Source organism: Mesobacillus zeae (assembly GCF_003570705.1).
Lineage (GTDB): Bacteria > Bacillota > Bacilli > Bacillales > Cytobacillaceae > Mesobacillus_C > Mesobacillus_C zeae.
On sequence record NZ_QWVT01000033.1, the window covers coordinates 66,157 to 85,487 of the forward strand.

General features: G+C 45.2%; 15 protein-coding genes and 1 other RNA gene. 10 read left to right on the plus strand and 6 right to left on the minus strand.

What is annotated here, in order from left to right; translation table 11 throughout:
• Nucleotides 1-29 precede the first annotated feature (29 nt).
• The 4 genes from D1970_RS18345 to D1970_RS18360 form a co-directional block, all read right to left on the minus strand.
• A complete protein-coding gene (locus D1970_RS18345; protein WP_119114308.1) occupies nt 30-1,403 on the minus strand; it encodes a PTS transporter subunit EIIC in 1,374 nt (457 codons plus the stop codon).
• Nucleotides 1,404-1,415: 12 nt separating this feature from the next.
• Nucleotides 1,416-2,300, minus strand: a complete 885-nt coding sequence (murQ, locus tag D1970_RS18350; RefSeq protein ID WP_119114309.1) for an N-acetylmuramic acid 6-phosphate etherase — start codon at nt 2,298-2,300, stop codon at nt 1,416-1,418.
• A gap of 242 nt (nt 2,301-2,542) precedes the next feature.
• Nucleotides 2,543-3,391: a MurR/RpiR family transcriptional regulator gene (locus D1970_RS18355; protein ID WP_119114310.1), complete on the minus strand. Its 849-nt coding sequence runs from the start codon at nt 3,389-3,391 to the stop codon at nt 2,543-2,545.
• A gap of 754 nt (nt 3,392-4,145) precedes the next feature.
• Nucleotides 4,146-4,886: a hypothetical protein gene (locus D1970_RS18360; RefSeq protein ID WP_119114311.1), complete on the minus strand. Its 741-nt coding sequence runs from the start codon at nt 4,884-4,886 to the stop codon at nt 4,146-4,148.
• A gap of 263 nt (nt 4,887-5,149) precedes the next feature.
• On the opposite strand from D1970_RS18360, the gene ssrS reads away from it, so the two are divergent.
• Nucleotides 5,150-5,346, plus strand: a non-coding RNA gene (ssrS, locus tag D1970_RS18365) — 6S RNA.
• Between the two features lie 263 nt (nt 5,347-5,609).
• Here the strand turns inward: ssrS and D1970_RS18370 are convergent.
• Nucleotides 5,610-6,926 carry a short-chain fatty acid transporter gene (locus D1970_RS18370; protein ID WP_119114312.1) on the minus strand — a complete coding sequence of 439 codons (1,317 nt, stop codon included), beginning with the start codon at nt 6,924-6,926 and terminating at the stop codon, nt 5,610-5,612.
• 326 nt (nt 6,927-7,252) lie between these two features.
• Here D1970_RS18370 and D1970_RS18375 point away from each other — a divergent pair, with 326 nt between their 5' ends.
• The gene (locus D1970_RS18375) at nt 7,253-7,603 is read left to right on the plus strand and encodes a hypothetical protein (RefSeq protein ID WP_119114313.1); all 351 of its coding nucleotides are present in this window, start codon (nt 7,253-7,255) and stop codon (nt 7,601-7,603) included.
• 23 nt (nt 7,604-7,626) lie between these two features.
• Entirely contained in the window at nt 7,627-8,106 is a 480-nt protein-coding gene (locus D1970_RS18380) for a hypothetical protein (RefSeq protein ID WP_119114314.1), read from the plus strand.
• 199 nt (nt 8,107-8,305) lie between these two features.
• Here D1970_RS18380 and D1970_RS18385 read toward each other — a convergent pair whose 3' ends face one another.
• Nucleotides 8,306-8,863 (minus strand): 3D domain-containing protein, encoded by a 558-nt coding sequence (locus D1970_RS18385; protein WP_119114315.1) that lies wholly within the window; start codon nt 8,861-8,863, stop codon nt 8,306-8,308.
• 584 nt (nt 8,864-9,447) lie between these two features.
• On the opposite strand from D1970_RS18385, the gene D1970_RS18390 reads away from it, so the two are divergent.
• The 7 genes from D1970_RS18390 (at nt 9,448) to D1970_RS18420 (ending at nt 19,197) form a co-directional block, all read left to right on the plus strand.
• The gene (locus tag D1970_RS18390; RefSeq protein ID WP_119114316.1) at nt 9,448-10,272 is read left to right on the plus strand and encodes a glycerophosphodiester phosphodiesterase; all 825 of its coding nucleotides are present in this window, start codon (nt 9,448-9,450) and stop codon (nt 10,270-10,272) included.
• 561 nt (nt 10,273-10,833) lie between these two features.
• On the plus strand, nt 10,834-11,382 hold the full coding sequence (locus D1970_RS18395) for a glycerol-3-phosphate responsive antiterminator (protein ID WP_119114317.1): 549 nt from the start codon (nt 10,834-10,836) through the stop codon (nt 11,380-11,382).
• 228 nt (nt 11,383-11,610) lie between these two features.
• Nucleotides 11,611-12,432 carry an MIP/aquaporin family protein gene (locus tag D1970_RS18400; protein WP_119114318.1) on the plus strand — a complete coding sequence of 274 codons (822 nt, stop codon included), beginning with the start codon at nt 11,611-11,613 and terminating at the stop codon, nt 12,430-12,432.
• A gap of 238 nt (nt 12,433-12,670) precedes the next feature.
• Nucleotides 12,671-14,161 carry a glycerol kinase GlpK gene (gene glpK, locus D1970_RS18405; protein WP_119114319.1) on the plus strand — a complete coding sequence of 497 codons (1,491 nt, stop codon included), beginning with the start codon at nt 12,671-12,673 and terminating at the stop codon, nt 14,159-14,161.
• A 539-nt stretch (nt 14,162-14,700) separates the two neighbouring features.
• Entirely contained in the window at nt 14,701-16,362 is a 1,662-nt protein-coding gene (locus D1970_RS18410) for a glycerol-3-phosphate dehydrogenase/oxidase (protein ID WP_119114320.1), read from the plus strand.
• Between the two features lie 505 nt (nt 16,363-16,867).
• The gene (locus D1970_RS23285) at nt 16,868-18,007 is read left to right on the plus strand and encodes a 5-bromo-4-chloroindolyl phosphate hydrolysis family protein (protein WP_119114321.1); all 1,140 of its coding nucleotides are present in this window, start codon (nt 16,868-16,870) and stop codon (nt 18,005-18,007) included.
• A 2-nt stretch (nt 18,008-18,009) separates the two neighbouring features.
• Complete coding sequence (locus D1970_RS18420) at nt 18,010-19,197, plus strand: toxic anion resistance protein (protein WP_119114322.1); 1,188 nt, start codon at nt 18,010-18,012, stop codon at nt 19,195-19,197.
• Nucleotides 19,198-19,331: the final 134 nt, after the last annotated feature.

Here is a 19,331-nt window from a genome sequence, read left to right on the forward strand (position 1 = left end):
CAACCGCTTACATTTTGGCGTGATCTGAATTAAATATTATCGGCCATTTCCTCTTTGAACCCGAACAGGTAGGTGAAGATGAAGCCTGCAATATAAGCGATCAAAATTCCAAGCAGGTACATAACGTATTTGTTATCGACGATGAGCGGCGTGAGCGACAGCCCGGAAACACCGATTCCGCCGGCAGCCGTTTTCATGACAGCCTGGAATGCGCCGCCGACTGCTGCTCCGAGACAGGCGGTGATGAACGGTCTACCAAGCGGGAGTGTTACCCCGTAAAGCAAAGGTTCGCCAATTCCTAGGAAGCCGACAGGGAGTCCGCCCTTGATAATATTGCGGAGCCTTTTGTTTTTTGTTTTTGCAAAAATTGCAATCGCTGCTCCAACTTGGCCAGCACCAGCCATCGCTAGTACAGGGAGAAGCGGTGTGCTGCCAAGTGAGTTGATCAGTTCCATGTGGATCGGAGTCAGGCCGTGATGCAGTCCAACCATGACGAGCGGCAGGAAGAATCCGGCAAGCAGCGCACCTGCAACGATTCCGCCTACATCAAGAATGCTCTTGATGGCGGATGTAATGCCATCGGAAAGGATACCGGCAACCGGCTGGATGACAACAAGCGAGAGCGTCCCAACAATCAGTAAAGTAAATAATGGAGTGAAAATAATATCAATAGAGTTCGGCATACCTTTTCTTATTTGTTTTTCAACAACTGCCATGAGCCATGCGGCAAACATGACGCCGAATAATCCGCCCCGGCCCGGTACGAGCGCTTCGCCAAACAGTTGGATATCTACAAGGGCAGGATTGAATAAAATAATACCCGCAATCGCACCAAGTACTGGTGTTCCGCCAAATTCTTTCGCTGTGTTCCAGCCGACAAGGATAGCGAGCGAGCCGAAAACCGCTCCGCCAATCAACAGCAGGATTTGCATCCACGTGGTCGTCGGGTCAACCCCGGCATTTTTCGCGAAGTTGGCGGCACCGTTGATGATACCTGACGCGACAAGACCTGGAATCAGCGGGATAAAAATGCTGCCGATTTTGCGGAGCAGATTTTTCACAGGAGAGTTGTTTTTCTTCTTAATGCCCGCTTTCGTCTGTTCTGCTTTTTCGGAAAAGCCAGGCTCGCAGTCATCCGCTGCCTCGCCAATTTTGAGTCCTGTAACTTTGCTCATTTCATCTGCTACTTTATTGACTGTTCCCGGACCGACGACGATTTGGAGCGTATCATCCTCGATAACCCCCATCACCCCGTCGATATTTTTCAAAGAAGTGATGTTTGCTTTGGTATTATCCCTCAGGCTGAGACGGACGCGCGTCATGCAGTGGGCAAGGCTTCTGATATTGTCTTTTCCGCCAATTTGCTCAAGAATCTCGTGGGCCAAGCGTTGCTCTTTCTTCATTGTATTTCCCCCCTATAAAGCTTTTCTGATAAACCCGTTGGAGCTTTCAAGCTTGGTTTGTGCTTCTTCATATGTGCACTGCAAGAGGACCATAAGGATGGCAGCTTTTGCATTGCCATGCGCTTTTTCATATGCTTCGGCCGCTGTTTCGTAATCTGTTTCCGCTGCCTGCATGATGATCCTTTTTGCGCGTTCCACCAATTTTTTGTTCGTTGGCTGGACATCAACCATAAGGTTTTTGTATACCTTGCCGATGCCAATCATCGAAGCGGTTGAAATCATGTTGAGGACAAGCTTTTGAGCCGTTCCTGCTTTTAGCCTGGTAGAGCCCGTCAGGATTTCCGCTCCGGTTTCGACTTCGATGGCAAGATCTGCATATTTGCCGATTTCCGAGTTCTTATTACAGCTTATGCTGATTGTTTTAGCATTTTGCATTTTGGCGAATTTCAGCGCGCCGATGACGTATGGAGTTCGGCCGCTTGCAGCAATGCCGATGATGGTATCATTTTCGTTGACTGCTATTTTAGCCAAGTCTTCTTCTCCGAGCGCTTCGCTGTCTTCGGCGCCTTCGACTGCTTTTGTGAACGCTTTCATTCCTCCGGCTAAAAAACCATTGACCATTTCTTCGGGAGATCCAAATGTCGGCATGCATTCAACGGCATCAAGCACGCCAAGCCTTCCGCTAGTTCCTGCGCCAAGATAGATCAGCCTGCCTTTTTTTTGAAAAGTATCTATGACGGTGCGGACCGCTTGTTCAATCGTGGAGAGTTCTTTCGATATTGCAACAGGGACAGTTTGATCTTCCTCATTCATGACGGTTAAAATTTCTTTGACTGTCATGGTGTCGAGGTTCATTGTATGGTCATTTCTTTTTTCAGTCGTCAATTTATCGAGCATCTAACCACCCTTTTTCATTTGTCTTAATTTAGTTTGCCTTACACCTCTATTGTAAGTGGTTGAAATAAAAAGTCAACAATATTTAATATATATGTGAATTTTTATTTCATATGTGAAAAAAATTAAAAAAATAAAGAGGAAGGGTTGCGAATCCTTCCTCGAGATGTATTTCAATTTTTTTTCTAAGGGGGAGAGAATTTTCTTCAATTGGGCTAGCGGGTGATCTACCCGTTATGTGGATCTTAGCGCCGAAGCTTTATTACTTCGCTTCGTGCTTCGTGGTAGTGCTCGACCACTTTTTCGCCGACTTTGTTAAACGTGCTTAAGTAGAGGGTGTCGATGATATTGAGCTGAGTCATTCTTGATGAAATGGTGCCAATCCGGTAGTCCTGTTCGACGATAGGAGTGCACAGGCGGATCGTCGCCATTTTGTAGAGTGGTGATTTGTCGAGATTCGTAATCGCAATGACGATGGCACCTTTAGCTTTGGCGAATTCAGCGAGTTCCAGGACGTCCTTTGTTTTCCCGGACGTGCTGATCGCAAAGAAGATGTCCTTTGGAGTCAGGTAGGGAATAAAGCTCAACATATAGTGGAAATCATGTGCCAAAATGGAATGATAGCCAAGCCGCGTGAATTTGTAGTGGGCGTCGTACGCAGCGGTTGCTGATCCGCCGACACCGTAGAACACGAGACGCGATGCGCCATGGATGGCATCCACAGCTTTTTCGAGTTCCTTGCGGTCGAGGGACGAAAGCGATGATTCAATGGCGGCCTTATTGGCATACGTAACTTTGTGGAACAAGTCGTATGGGGAATCCTTTTTCTCGAGGATGGAGAAGTCGGTTACATTAGATTCCGACATTGTATTGTATTTGACCAGCTCCAGCTTGAACAGCTTGAAGCTGCCCATGCCAATTGACTTGCAGAACCGGACGACGCTTGCTTCGCTGACGCCCGTTTTTTTTGATAGGTCCTTGGTCGTCATATTTGGGATAAATTCAGGGTTTTCGATGATGTACTGGCCAATCATCCTTTCAGCCTCTGAGAGGTTGTCCAGCTCTTTCTCAATCCTTGCCAACAACGTATTCATAATTCCAGCCTCCAACACTAAACAATCTACCTACATAATAGGGGCAAACTGGCAATCCGGCAAGGGAAAGGGAGGGAAATGGGCGCGCATTACCATGGCGAAGGAGTGAAGTGTGCCTGACCCCCGGTGCGTTACCACGGTAACGCACCGGGGGTCAGGCACTGTTTAGTGCTTTAGCGAAGTGGGGGTCAGGCACTGTTTAAAGGCACCGTTTAATGGTTTAATACACCACCGCGCCGGGGGTTTATTGTGTTAAAGTGCATCCGCTTTTCTTTAATTCTAAACTTTTTAAAGGAAGTATGTATAGAAGGTGCCTATATTGGTAATTATATAGATACCAAGTGTTTTCCCCCTTTTTAACCGCCTGACTCAGGTGGTTTTTTTTTGCCCTTTTAACAGCACTGAACTGATATTCTCTATTTTTATTCGAAAAAGGCTACGTCTCCAAGTCCGCCGGCTGGGGCCTTACGCCAAGTCAAATCCATTTCTTGTCAGTCTCCCAAGTCTATTGCAGCCCAGCTAAGCCTCGTCCCGGTTCCTTTCTCTCTAATCCAATCACATCCCAGCCAACCCAATCCAATCCCTTACCGCAGAGTTTGCACAGCATCTGGTTTTTCCATGCGGCGTGGCCGTGCGAATTTGTACCACTGCCAACAGAGCAGAGCAATTAACACCAAATCCTCGGCAGTTTTGCCTACCTGTGAACGCAAGGAAAATAAAAAGGCCCTCCCGAAAAGTAGGAGGGCGTTCTCGTTTACCAAGAAACAGTGATGCGGCCTTCTTCGTTCATATAGATGGAATATCCTGAACCATCAGGTGCCACGCCAACTTTGACGGGCTGTCCGGTGCTGGCTACAGTCCTGATTCCTTCGGAAATGGCACTTGCCATATCGCCTTCGGTTGCAAACAGGTCACAAAGAAGGTCTGTGTATTCCGGTGCTGCTGCTGTATATCCAACACTGAGCAAGACGATTGGAGTCTTGTTTTTTATAATGGCAAATACATCAGATTCCTTAACGCCGTAAAGCTTTGCACCGTATTTTTTTGCTGCGTTGATCCATACTGAGAATTTTTCCGTATCAGTGATCGGTACGAAAGTGCTGCCATCAATAATGATGCTTTCGTCAGGCTGAGGTGTCACAGCCTTTTTTTCTGGTGCAGCAGGCACATTGGTTTCGGCAGGAGGAGTGCTAGGTTTATTATATTGTTCGTTATTTTGTATGACTGCAGGTTGATTGCTTGGAATAGTTTCTGTATTTTTTGGCTGTGCGGCAGGAGCGGCAGGTTTTTCGGTATGTTGCTTTTCAACATTTGTGACTTTAGGGACAGATTCCTGGGTAGCTTGCGTTTGCTTTAATGCTGGTGCGGCTAATTCACGTTTCGGCTGTTCAGCGGCATGTGCACTTGAATCAATTTGCATCGTTGCATACCCTGCGCCGCCGGTTGTGATCATTACACCCAATAAAATTCCCATCATTTTTGCCTGCTTTTTCATTTCATTCACTCCTGTTTAAGTTATTCACTAATAAGACGTTTGAATCGATAGGAAGTTGCATTTTTTTCTAAAAATATTTCATTTACATTACAAAAATATTTCGTTGGTGTCATATAAGATGAGGAAAGGGCGTGTCATATGGGGGAAATTGGTTTTTGATAGGAGATATAAAAGAAGAAGTTTTTTTAAAGATGATTTGAAAACAGGTGAAACTTTCCTCGAATTTACATTGATATTCCTTCTTAGTTCCGGTATTATAACAACATAAGCTGCGTTGTACGTAATCATAATAAAGTTTTAACCTTTAAGCTGTAACAGGGAGTTTTAATTGGAACCGGAATGACAGGCCTTCGTCCATTTGGACATGGAGGACATGCAGAAAAGTTCCTGCGAACACCCACTTTGAGGAGTGGTGGTTTAAAACTTTCTTATAATCCATTACGGCAAATGCGGCTCCATTAAGACCAGCCAAGCCAGTTCCCAATGGGGAGCTGGCTTTTTAATTTTGGTGAGGTAAAGCCCCACCTCATGAAAGGGTGCCTGACCCCCAGTGCGGTGAACCGAAGAAGTATCACTCCACCAAAGGGTGCCTGACCCCCAGTACGGTGAACCGATGAAGTATCACTCCACCAAAGGGTGCCTGACCCCCGGTGCGTTAAAGTACTGAAATATGACTAACCAACGCCGTCTGCCGCCCCTAAAAACATACTCGCTATTTTTCTATCAATAAACGAAAAGCATCAAAATGGTCGTCACAAGACCTACCCAAATGCTTAAAAGCATGCAGTAGCCCATGATATGGCGGATATGGAGACGTGCGACAGCCAGGATTGGCAGTGCCCAGAAAGGCTGGATTAGATTGGTCCACGCATCGCCCCAGCCAACAGCCATAGCAGTCACTCCTGGGTCCACCCCAAGCTCAATTCCCGCGGGCACCTGAAGTGGCCCTTGTAAAGCCCATTGGCCTCCGCCTGAAGGAGCCAAAATGTTTACGAGCCCTGCCGCCCAATAAGTGAAGATATCAAAGGTATCCTTGCTCGCAACCGAGGTGATCCCATTCACGATACTTGCCCCAAGTCCTGAACTGCCCAACATTCCAATGATTCCTGCATAAAACGGAAATTGAAGGATAATGGGTGAAATAGCAGCAGCCGACTCTTTAAAAGCATTGGCATATCCATAAAGGGATTTATGCAGGATAAGTCCTAATGAAAGAAAGGTAAGGTTAATGATATTTAAATCCAAATCTCTTCCATTTGTAAATTCGAGTAATACATATACTGCTCCAATTAAACCAGTAATAATCCCGAGAAATGGGGCGCGTTCCAGTCTGCCGGCAGGTGTATCTGGCAAACTGTCTATGCTAGCCTCATCACCTTGCTTCCTTAAAGGAGCTTTGTAGGGAATGATCTCTTTTTTTGGAGCCATCATCATGATAAAAATAGGAATGGTAACCAAAAGTGCAACGAGAATGGCTATTGTCCCAGGGTGAAAAATGGTTTGCGAAGTAGGGATTACACCCATTATGTCCTCAAGGAAGTGCCCTTTGGTCGCCACTGTCAATCCGATCGTACTGGATAATCCCGCTGTGTATAAAACGGTAGGAGTATACGCGGAAGCAACTAAAAGAGGGAAGTGGGCATCCGGGTTTCTTTTTCCAACTTCGCGAGCAACAATGGAGCCGACCACGACAGCGAGGCCCCAATTGATATAATAGGCCGCAGCGGATACTAAAAAGGTTAAGACATATGCTTGGTTGGCCGTTTTAGCCTTTGCAGCCACCGACTCAAGCAAACGCTGGATAACGGGGACTGCTGCCAGGGTCATTCCGGTCATTAGGAGTAAAATCATTTGCATTGTAAAAGGGAGATACACCCAAAAGCCATCACCAAAAGATTTGATTAATTTTGCTGGTTCAGAGGGATTCATCATAGTCCCAATTATGAACACACCAAGGGTCATCAGCACAGCAATCACAAAAGCATCCGGTAAATACTTCTCCACAACTCTTGAAAAGCGGCTAGCAATCCTGTTCAGCATAAGCACTCTCCCTTAAATTAAGTTAGTACATGCTATGGAAAAAACAATAAAGAAATGCCACTTTAACACACCACTCCCCAAACGCGTGCCTGACCCCCAGTGCGGTGAATCGATGAAGCGCCACCCCACGACAGCGTGCCTGACCCCCAGTGCGGTGGTGTGTTAAAGTGGAGCTCTCCACCCCCTAATCAATACATGCACTGCTGCAAAACACTTTTCACCTATTGAAAGGGGGGAACTTTGCGAGTTTCTCATTTTCTAATAGTGAAAATAGTCTATAATTATACATGAATAGAAATCATTAGGTGAATCCGAGGTGTTCCCTTATGAAAAAGGGTATAAGAACTACAATTGTCGGATGTTTGCTCCTATTATTATCAGCACCCCTAGTTTTTTTGATGGGTGTGGAAATATATTGTGAGCAAAAGGCGCAACGCCAGTTTTCGACCTGGAATGTTAAGTTGAATGAAGCCCATTATTACGTTATGGATAATGGGGATATAGGTATTGAATCTACTCCTAAAGCTTTTATTACAGAAGATAACGTTACGCCAAAGTACAGAGATGATTTGAAGTTGCAGGATATTCAATTGAGCAACAGAGGCACAATGGGTAATTTCAAACTGCAACTGCTCTATGGAAATAGCACGATCCAGCTCATGATACTTTTCCCCTAAGAGATACTGCCAAGAATGAAGATGTGCTGCCGAAACTAACGCTGGCTCCAGTTGATATCCATATTAATGGCAACGATTTTTCAAGCGGCAAGCCAATCGAGTTCAATCCCTCAGATATTGAAACTAGCCGGTATTATAGCTACCTGGACCTGCTTTTAGTAAAAGACCTGGATGCAAAGACTGAATCCGTGCTGTTGATTGAACGACTGGGTGCTAGTCCTCAGCCGGAAAAAAGTAACTGGAGGTTCTTTTGGATCTCCAAGGACGGAAAAGTCAAAGAAGAATTGTTCAATAATAAGGAGAGAAAGCAGCAATCTAGCCGAACATATCTTATCAATAAGTCAGCAACAGCGGGCAACCATTTGGAGTATAAAACACGCGTTTTAGGTGGATTTCCAACATATTTATATCCCATAGGCTATCCTTGGCTGTCTTTTTTAGCTGGCGCTGTTTTAGCAGCATATGGGTTAACCAGGCTGGCCAAAAAAGGACAAGTAATGTAGGAGAAGTGGAAGATTATTAGGAGAGCTAACTGCTTTTATAAGTGTCTTTGAAGGAAAAGTTATGTGAGAAGGCTTGGAGACGGAAGCCTATTACAGGGAGCATTTATGAACGGCATTGCTTTTTCATGTTGAAACATTGTTTATCGAACCATAAAAAGAGGCTGCCCTAAGCATCAGCTTTAGGCAACCTCTTATATTTTTATTTTAAGATTTGGATTTTTACAGTCTTTCTGCCCCAGTTGATGGCAGCTTTATGGGATGACATGAAGACATCGATTCTGTTTCCTTTTATTGCGCTGCCTTTATCAGCAGCTACTGCGTATCCGTATCCTGGCACATAAACTTTTGTGCCCAGCTTGATTACTCGTGGGTCAACTGAAATGACTTTGGCATTTGGGTTTTTCTTGAGGTTGAACCCAGTGGCGGTAATACCTGAGCAGCCTCTGCAGTTAGCTGTAAAAGCCGATGCGCTAACCGTTAAAGTTCTAGCAACATTGGAGCTTTTGTTTTGTGATGCTGGATTTGTAGCCGGGGCTGCCGATCCTGAAACTTTTAGGCGCTGTTTCGGATAAATAGTATCAGACTTAAGGTTATTCCATCTCTTTAAGTTATAAACACTGATATTGTGGTTTCTAGCAATTTTATAAAGACTGTCTCCACTCTTTACTGTATATATATTTGACGCGGCAGATGCAAAATTTGAACTTCCAAATAGTATAGAAAATGCAGCAACAGCAGTAATGATTAACTTTTTCATCTATACTCTCCTTTGTTTTGTTTCAGTGAGTAAAAGATACCACAGAAATATTACGAGAGTATTTCTGTTTGTTGCTAGTTTAATTACTATCATGTGTCAGTGGAGTCATGGACCCAACATTAATAGAAGTTTTTTTGGGTGGAGAAGTAGAGTGTGGCAAAGGGTTTGCGCTGGATTCGGACTAATAATAGCGAGTAAGGATACGCAGGAGAGTTTAAGGGAATATTATCTAGTTTTTTAACAAACACCTTACAGAATACGCTTGGATGGAGTAGCGCTTCATCGTTTCACCGCGCTGGGGGTCAGGCACGCTTTCGTGTGTTGATGCTTCAGTGATTTACCGCGCTGGGTGTCAGGCCCCATGCTATTCTATAGAAGGAGGCTTAAATTCCAGGACTGCGACCTTACGTTTTATCTATCCTCAGGCCATTTGGCTGAGTAAAGATTGTAAATAAAACTGTGAAAATCATACTGAATATTTTTATAAATGAATAACTCATTCTACATAATAAACAAACAAACGCTCAACATTTCTTCTATACACTAAATCTTGAACGAACAAATCGAACAGGGGAGATGGGAAAATGAAAAAGAGTTTGGCAGGAGCGAGTGTTGCACTCACATTATTGCTTAGTCCTTTTCAACAAGTATTTGCAGCAGAGTCGGTTGGGGAATTGCGCAAGTTTGACAATGTGGCCCATAGGGGAGCGTCGGGGTATGCGCCGGAAAATACGATTGCCGCGTTCGACAAGGCAGTTGATATGAAGGCGGACTATATTGAGATTGATGTCCAGCGCAGTAAAGACGGCAAGCTAGTGGTTATTCATGATACAACCGTTGACCGGACGACAGATGGAACGGGAGCAGTTAAAGACTTGACGTTCGAACAGCTTCGAAGCCTTGATGCAGGGAGTTTCAAAGCACCAGAGTTTGCAGGAGAAAAGATTCCAACTTTCGAAGAAGTCCTAGATCGTTATCATGGTAAAGCAGGCATTCTAATTGAGCTGAAGGCTCCGGAAAAATACTCTGGAATCGAAGAAGAGGTGGCACTACAGCTAAAAGCGCGCAACCTTGACAAGCCTCAGAATAACAAGATTATTATCCAATCATTTAACTTTGATTCAGTCAAAAAAATAAACACGCTCCTTCCTAAAGTACCGGTCGGTGTGCTGACTTCATCTAGGGCGCACACGACAGACCAGGCATTAAAGGAATTCGCTACATATGCTGACTACTTTAACCCAAGCTATGGGATTGTCACAAAGGAACTCGTCGATAAAGTACACGGACTAGGAATGGGAATCTCCTCTTGGACCGTGCGCAGCCCAGAGGCAGCTCAATTTCTTATAGACATGAAAGTCGATGCTATCATAACAGACTACCCTGACTACGTAGACCCAAGGAATTAAAAAGAAAACGTTACTTTAATGCCATAAAATCCTGTTTCCCTAAAGTGTTCATTCACTAGAACATTCCCTCCCTAAAGCGTGCCTGACCCCCGGTACGGTGAAGTGGTAAAGCACGCTTTAATCTACGTGAACTCATGAATATCATTTGGGGTATAAAAAGGAAAGCAGGAATTTTCTTGCTTTCCTTTTTTCTATTACATTGAAAACAATAAGGCTAGCCGTTGGTACAGGCCTGTAGCTTAAAAAGATAATGTTTAAGGCTATTAAAATGGAAGAATACAAGAGTCCACGCGTCTTTGATTCAATTCGTGCTATACGTTTTCCAGCTGTTTAAAAGCAAGGTTCGCAATAGGCCCAATAGGCACAGGAAGAAATTAATCAAACGATTGATTAAGATTCAGTAACGTATTAACCAACCAAAGCGTGCCTGACCCCCAGCGCGTTAAAGCGCACACGCGAGCTACCCTGGCTTCACCCCCGACTTAGGACAGTATTCCCGGCTATTGCTTTTCGCATTGAATGCTCCTATTATAAAGGCAAAGGACAAAAGGGATGGACGCAATGGATCAGAGGATTCTACCTGCTTTTTCAAGTATGAAAGATTTTGAATCATTCTTGAAAAGCACATATCAAATAGGCGTTTTTTTGGAGGTGCATATTGCCCAGCTAAAGAATGTGAGTGCAATGGCTGAATCATATGGAAAGAAGATGATTTACCACGTCGACATGATTCATGGAATCAAGGGTGATGACTACTCAACAGAATTCATTTGTCAGGAGTATAAGCCTTATGGACTGATCTCCACTAAAACAAGTGTCATTTTGAAAGCGAAGCAAAAAGGTGTCGTAGCTATTCAGAGAATTTTTTTAATAGATTCACATGCTCTTGAAAAAAGCTATAAACTTCTGAAAAAAACACTCCCGGATTATATCGAAGTCCTTCCTGGCGCTATGCCCGCAATGATTACCGAAGTGAAGGATCATGTTGATATACCAGTCATTGCCGGAGGGTTTATCCGTACTGCAAGCGATGTGGAAAACGCTTTGGCAGCAGGAGCGGTGGCAGTTACTTCATCACAAAATGACCTGTGGAAACGCTTTTCACAATAATATTAAAAACATATAGAAGTTAAAAAACATAATAAACTGGACAAATTTATTGACAGCGTTTTCAGCGTTGGAGTATACTTCAATAAAAGTTAACAAATTGTGACGGAGAATTGGAGACTCACGCAGATGTGCCTGTTAAAAGGTGTTTTCTGTTGTGGGTCTCTTTTTCTTTCAAAAGCATATTTTTGAAACAAGCAATAACATAACATCTTGGAAGGGGATACATGTATGTCACCATTTTTGGGAGAAGTAATTGGGACGATGATCCTGATTGTGTTTGGAGCTGGAGTTTGCGCAGGGGCGACCCTCAAGAAGACTTATGCAAATAATCCTGGCTGGATTGTCATCACTATTGCCTGGGGACTTGCGGTTACCATGGGAGTTTTTGCAGTAGGTTCGATCAGCGGAGCTCATTTAAATCCGGCGGTTACTCTTGCACTTGCAATTGCTGGATCGTTTGAATGGGCGCTAGTCCCAGAATACATCCTGGCACAAATGGTTGGAGCAATTCTTGGAGCTACACTTGTATTTTTTCATTATCTGCCGCATTGGAAAGAAACACATGATCCTGCCGGTAAACTTGGAATTTTTGCAACAGCACCAGCAATCCCGCACACTTTTTCAAACCTGATTAGTGAAATGATTGGTACATTTATTCTTGTGCTTGGACTGCTGTTTATCGGTGCAAATAAATTCACAGAAGGTCTGAACCCGATTGCGGTTGGACTATTGATTGTTGCTATCGGAATGTCTCTTGGCGGCACAACAGGATACGCGATCAACCCTGCACGTGACCTTGGACCGAGGATTGCACACTTCATCCTTCCAATTCCAGGAAAGGGAAGTTCAAACTGGGGGTACTCCTGGATTCCAGTAGTGGGCCCATTATTGGGCGGTTCATTAGGAGCAGTTTTTTATAAGGCCCTTTTTGCGGGCGAAGTAACCGGGCTGTTCTGGCTTGTCTTAGGAATAGGGGCAGTCATATTGGCCTCAGCTTATGCATTCGGCAAAAAGCAGCAAGGTGAAATGGATGCATCAAAAGTAGCCTAATAAGCAGGCATCATCATTGCTGTGCAAAGGCAACACATCACCGCAGCGGGGGTCAGGCCCCCGGCACTTTAAAGTATCACCGCGAGAGGGGCCTGACCCCCGGCACTTTAAAGCATCACCGTGAGAGGGGCCTGACCCCCGGCACTTTAAAGTATCACCGCATAAGGGGCCTGACCCCCACTGCGTTAAAGGAAAGAATTCTGCTTTTTGTTATATATATGAAGGGGAGGAATTTTTAGTGGAGAAATATATTTTATCTTTGGACCAGGGTACTACAAGTTCACGTGCGATTCTCTTTAATAAAGCTGGAGAAGCTGTGCATGTGGCCCAGAAGGAATTTACGCAGCACTTCCCGAAGCCGGGTTGGGTGGAGCATGATGCAAGCGAGATTTGGGGCTCGATTCTTGCTGTCATTGCCGGCGTCTTATCCGAATCCAATGTTAAGTCCGAGCAAATTGCGGGTATTGGAATAACGAACCAGCGTGAAACCACAGTTGTATGGGACAAAGAAACAGGTATTCCCATTTACAATGCCATCGTATGGCAATCCCGCCAGACTAGCGGAATATGCGATGAACTGAAAGCGAAAGGTCATAACGACCTTTTCAGGGAAAAAACAGGTTTGCTGATTGATGCTTATTTCTCAGGAACAAAAGTAAAATGGATCCTTGACAATGTAGAAGGTGCCCGGCAGAAGGCTGACGAAGGCAAGCTGATGTTCGGGACCATCGATACTTGGCTGATTTGGAAGCTTTCCGGAGGCCGTGCCCATGTCACTGACTACAGCAACGCGTCACGAACTCTGATGTACAACATCCATGAGCTGAAATGGGATGAGGAGCTTCTTGAAATTCTTGGTGTTCCTGCATCCATGCTCCCAGAGGTAAGGCCATCGTCCGAGGTATACGGTCAAACGATCGATTATCATTTCTTTGGAAAAGAAGTGCCAATTGCCGGAGCCGCAGGCGACCAGCAAGCTGCTTTGTTCGGCCAGGCTTGCTTCGAAGAAGGCATGGCGAAAAATACTTACGGAACGGGCTGCTTCATGCTTATGAACACTGGCGACAAAGCGGTTAAGTCGGAGCACGGGCTGCTGACCACGCTTGCATGGGGTCTGAACGGAAAAGTGGAGTATGCGCTTGAGGGAAGTATTTTTGTTGCGGGGTCTGCAATCCAGTGGCTTCGAGACGGATTAAGAATGCTCAAAAACGCTTCCGAAAGCGAAGCATATGCTAGAAAAGTAGAGTCCACCGATGGTGTCTATGTTGTTCCTGCGTTTGTTGGACTTGGGACTCCTTACTGGGACAGCGATGTAAGAGGCGCTGTGTTTGGACTGACCCGCGGTACTGATAAGGAACATTTTGTCCGCGCGACAGTAGAATCTTTGGCGTACCAGACGAAGGACGTCCTTTCCGCAATGGAAGCTGATTCCGGCATCGAGCTAAAGACGCTCCGCGTTGATGGAGGAGCGGTCATGAACAACTTCCTGATGGAATTCCAGAGCGATATTCTCAACGTTCCAGTAGAACGGCCAGTCGTCAACGAAACGACCGCCCTTGGCGCGGCATATCTCGCGGGCCTTGCAGTAGGATTCTGGGAGAGCCAGGAAGAAATCGCGACACAGTGGGCAATCAACCGTTCATTTGAGCCGACCATGTCTGAAGAAAACCGTGAACAGCTTTATGCTGGCTGGAAAAAAGCCGTCAATGCAGCAATGGCTTTTAAATAGGGTGATAGATTAGGAATGTTATTCAAAAACCCGCATTACAGCAGAGCTTTTGAATAACCAAGGTTCACAGCAGAGCTTTTGAATAACCAAGGTTCACAGCAGAGCTTTTTGAAGAGGTAATATGCATCGCAATCTTTTTTAAAAAGGAACATGCAAATCATTTTTTTAAAAAAGCAAAATGCGAATCATAGCTTTTTAAATAAGCAACGTACACACCAGTTGAAGCACGAGCAACAGTAACAGCAACAGCTGTTTTAAAGGCAACGCGCACCGCCGGGCCTTTTAAACAGTCTGCCAAAATAGGAACCCTGAAAAATGGGTACCTTGGCCTCAATGCTTTTCAACAAAACATTTCGGCAAAAGAAGGCAGATGAGCCGCAGCGGTTTTTATAAGCAGATTCTTTTTCTTTTATTATCAATTTTGTTACACTAAAAACAAGTTAATATTCGGCAGGAGATATGGAGAGACCGCAAAGCATTCCCAAATTTAACGGGTAGTGTTTTTTGCGGTCTCTTTTTATTATAAGGAGGCTATCGCGATGTTCAGCAATATGAAACGCAATGATATCGTAAAAAGTTTTAAGGGAGAGTCCTTTGACATTCTTGTTATTGGCGGCGGAATTACTGGAGCGGGGATTGCGCTTGACGCAACGACGCGCGGGATGAAAACAGCGGTTTTGGAAATGCAGGATTTTTCAGCAGGGACTTCTAGCCGGTCTACGAAACTCGTTCACGGAGGGCTGCGCTATTTAAAACAGCTAGATGTAAAGGTTGTGGCAGAGGTGGGCCGCGAAAGGGCTATCGTTTATGAAAACGGGCCGCATGTTACAACGCCGGAGTGGATGCTGCTTCCTTTTCACAAGGGCGGGACTTTCGGGAGCTTTTCAACATCTATTGGCCTAAGGGTCTATGATTTTTTAGCAGGTGTGAAAAAGAGTGAACGACGCACAATGCTTTCCATAGATCAAACGCTGGAAAAAGCACCCCTTATTAAAAAACAGGGCTTAAAAGGCGGAGGCTACTATGTGGAGTACCGGACGGATGATTCCAGACTGACGATTGAAGTGCTGAAAGCGGCTGTAGACAAAGGTGCAAAGGCATTGAATTACAGCAAAGTCGAGGATTTGGTAAACGAGAACGGAAGAGTAACCGGCGTAATCGTATCAGATCTTTTGACAGGAGAGTCCTATACGGTACGCGCGAAGAAAATTATCAATGCTACAGGACCTTGGGTAGATACAATCCGTGAAAAAGATGGATCCAAAAAAGGCAAGCAGCTGATTTTATCAAAAGGTTCACACATTGTCATCGACCAGTCGCGTTTTCCATTGAAACAGGCGGTTTATTTTGACACGAAAGACAAGAGGATGGTTTTTGCCATTCCGCGCAATGGCAAGGCATATGTAGGGACAACAGATACTTTTTATGACAGCGATAAAGTAAATCCAAGAATGACTGTCAGTGACATGGATTACTTGATCAATGCGATTAACTACATGTTCCCAGAGGTAAGGATCAGCGAGAAGGATATCGAGTCAAGCTGGTCCGGGATTCGCCCGCTAATCCATGAGGAAGGCAAGAATCCATCTGAAATTTCCCGGAAGGACGAGATTTGGGAGTCCCAATCCGGTTTGATTACGATTGCCGGCGGGAAACTCACGGGTTACCGCAAGATGGCTGAAACGATCGTCGACTTAGTTTCTAATAAGTTTGAAGCAGAGGAAGGGAAAAAGTTCGCGCCATGCCAGACGAAACATCTTCCGATTTCAGGCGGAGATGTTGGCGGATCAGATAACTTCAGCAGATTTGTGGCAAATGCTGCAGAGGAAGTGCTGAAAGGCGGGCTGACAAAAGACGAGGCCAGCCAGCTTGCGGCATTCTACGGATCGAATGTGCACGAGGCGTTTGGCTTGCTCAGCCGCCATGCGGAAGAGGCGGAAAAATCAGGCTTGCCGCTAGTCATGTTTGCGAAGCTTGTGTACGGGATTGAGCATGAAATGGTGGCAACTCCGCTTGACTTCTTCTTAAGAAGGACAGGAGACCTCCTGTTTAATATTCATGCGGTCAAGGAGAACAAAGAAGCCGTCACCCGCTACATGGCCGACAAGTTTGGCTGGAGCGAAGAACAAACAGAGACACGCCGGGCAGAACTCGAGAGAGAGCTGGCAAGCGCCCAAACCCCAGTCGCTGAACCAAACTAAAGCGTGCCTGACCCCCAGCGGGTTAAAACGTTAAAGTCCAACTTAATTAAAGCGTGCCTGACCCCCGGCGGTTTAAAGTGGTAAAGGGGGTCAGGCACCTTTTTTATACATCCTATTTTTTCACGGTGGACAGCCCCGCAACTAGTATTAACCCGCATGACTGATTCCAGCCTAAACCCCAACTTCTCTCTACCTAGTCAACAACAATCTAGTATGTTTGGACGTTTTGCCATCTGGCATTTTCCACAGGACTGCATACATTGATAATAAGTAACCCCAACACCGCTGATACTTCTGACATCCACCATTCAATGAAAAATACCAAATCAGCCTCAAGTCCTAGAAATGTTTACAAATATGGTCTGTGGAAAGACGCGGTTGTTTCATGTATTGTATAATAAAGGAAGAATGAATAAATGGGCACATTTTCTTTCTTTCAGGTGAAACATTGTTGCTGTTCCATTCGTAACACAATAAAGGAATATAAGTCAGGAGTCGATATAAGATGAACCCGTTTATCTCGTTTATTTTGCGATCATTCATTGCTGGCCCTGCAGCAGTTGTAATATGGCTCGTTAGTTATTTTGGATTCAACAATTCATTTGTCTTTTCGTCAGGAATAGCGTTAGGGGGTTCTCTGGCACTTTTCTGGCTGACAGGCTTGTTTTTGAGGAGTAAGTTCCTCAAGAAGCATGGAATGACAAGGAAAGAGTACCGCTACATCACCAAAAATCTTGATGAAGCGAAAGGGAAAATCTCCAGGCTACAAAAATCGGTTTATTCCATAAAGCACCTTCCGACAATCAAGCAGCGATTTGATCTCGTACGTCTTGTGAAAAAAATCCATAGTATTGTAAAAAAAGAGCCTAAGCGTTTTTACAAGGCTGAGCGCTTTTATTTTTCCCATTTGGATTCAGTCCTTGAACTTACGGAAAAATATGCGTTCCTATCGTCACAGCCGAAAAAGAACAGGGAGATTACTGAAGCATTGACTGATACGCGCTGGACCCTTGAGGACCTGACGCGCACGGTGGAACAAGATTTATATGAAATTCTGTCAGATGATATAGAAACGCTCAACTTTGAAATTGACGTTGCGAAAAACTCAATTAATGGCTCCCGGCTTGAAATGAAGAGCAAGTGGAATCCTGATCATGCCAACGCAGAGGATAAACCTAACCGGAGTTCCCAGGAGCAGACGGGAACATCGCAGAGAGCTGACAATACTCAGAACGAAGCATCGCAGGGCACCGACAATACTCAGAACGAGAGAAGAGCAACATGGAGCACCGGCAATCGCAACGCAAAACCAGTAGGAAACGCACATACAGAAGCAGGGGCATCGCAGACGCAGGCTGGAATCTCGAGAACATCGCGGTTACAGGCTGAAACTAGAATGTCGCGTTATACCAGCGGCCCTAATGTTGAAGCTGGAGCGGCACGCCGTACCGGTGGATTTCAATCAGAGGCTGAAACTGTTGATTCTAAGAGTGGTAATCCGCCCATCGATGTTTCCCGCCAAAGCAAGGATGAAGGAATTGTCCCGCGTTTTTTTATAAACACGGATAAAACAACAAGGTCGAAAGTGGAAGTGCCGGTCCGCCCAGCGGATGCCGGGAAAAGCGAGGAAAGCAGGAGGTTATAACGATGAATGAAAACAACAACCCATCCCTTTTGAAAAATTCCGGCAGCCTGATGGATGATATGCTTGCCAACCCATTCGGCAATGAAGAAATGCAGCTATCCCCGCAGCAGGTACAGCCGGAGCAAAGGCAGGACAGGCCGGTGAAACTGATTGATGTAATCCCCGAGGAAAACAGGGAAAAGGCTTACCAGCTGGCGGAAATGATCGATCCAGCGAATCACCAGGCGATGATTTCTTATGGAACCCAAGCTCAAGCAAAGCTTCTGACTTTTTCTCACGCCATGCTCGAGCATGTGCAAAAGCAGGATGTTGGTGAGGTAGGAGAAATCATCAATGACTTGATGAAGCGCCTGAATGAAGTCAGCCCGGATGAATTGAAGCAAGACAAGCCGTCTTTATTCTCGAGGATGTTTGGTAAAATTTCAGGGTCTATTCAGGAAATCCTTTCAAAATACCAGAAGACGGGGGCGCAAATCGACCGGATTAGCGTAAAGCTTGACCGGAGTAAAAATGTGCTTTTGTCGGATATTGCGATGCTTGAGAAATTATATGAAAACAATAAAGAGTATTTTCATGCGTTGAATATATATATTGCTGCTGGTGAGCTGAAACTAGAGGAACTCCAGAACAAGACGATTCCTGAGATGAAAAAGGCTGCAGCGGCATCTAATGACCAAATGAAGTTCCAGGAAGTCAATGACATCATTCAATTTGCCGACAGGCTGGATAAAAGGCTTCATGATTTAAAGCTTAGCCGTGAAATTACGATTCAGAGTGCACCGCAAATCCGCCTGATCCAGAATACCAACCAGGCATTGGCTGAAAAAATCCAGTCGTCTATCATGACAGCGATCCCGCTCTGGAAAAACCAAGTGGCAATTGCGTTGACATTGATTCGCCAGCGTCATGCCGTGGAAGCGCAAAAACAAGTATCGAAAACAACGAATGAACTCTTGATGAAAAATGCAGAAATGCTGAAAACAAATTCAATTGAGACAGCGCGTGAAAATGAGCGCGGTTTGGTTGATATCGAAACGCTGAAGAAAACGCAGGAAAGCTTGATTACAACGCTTGAAGAAACACTGCGGATCCAGGAGGAAGGCCGGAGCAAACGACGCCAGGCCGAACAGGATCTCGCTGTCATGGAAAACGATCTCCGCCGAAAACTGCTTGAAATCAAAGACAAATAGCCGCAGCACCCAATTAAAGCACAGCACAGCCAAAGCGTGCCTGACCCCCGGCGCGGTAGTGTAATAAAGCGCGACTCCCTTTATAGTGAGTCTTTTCACCCGTTCGTAATATAAGATCAGCCAGATATTTCTGG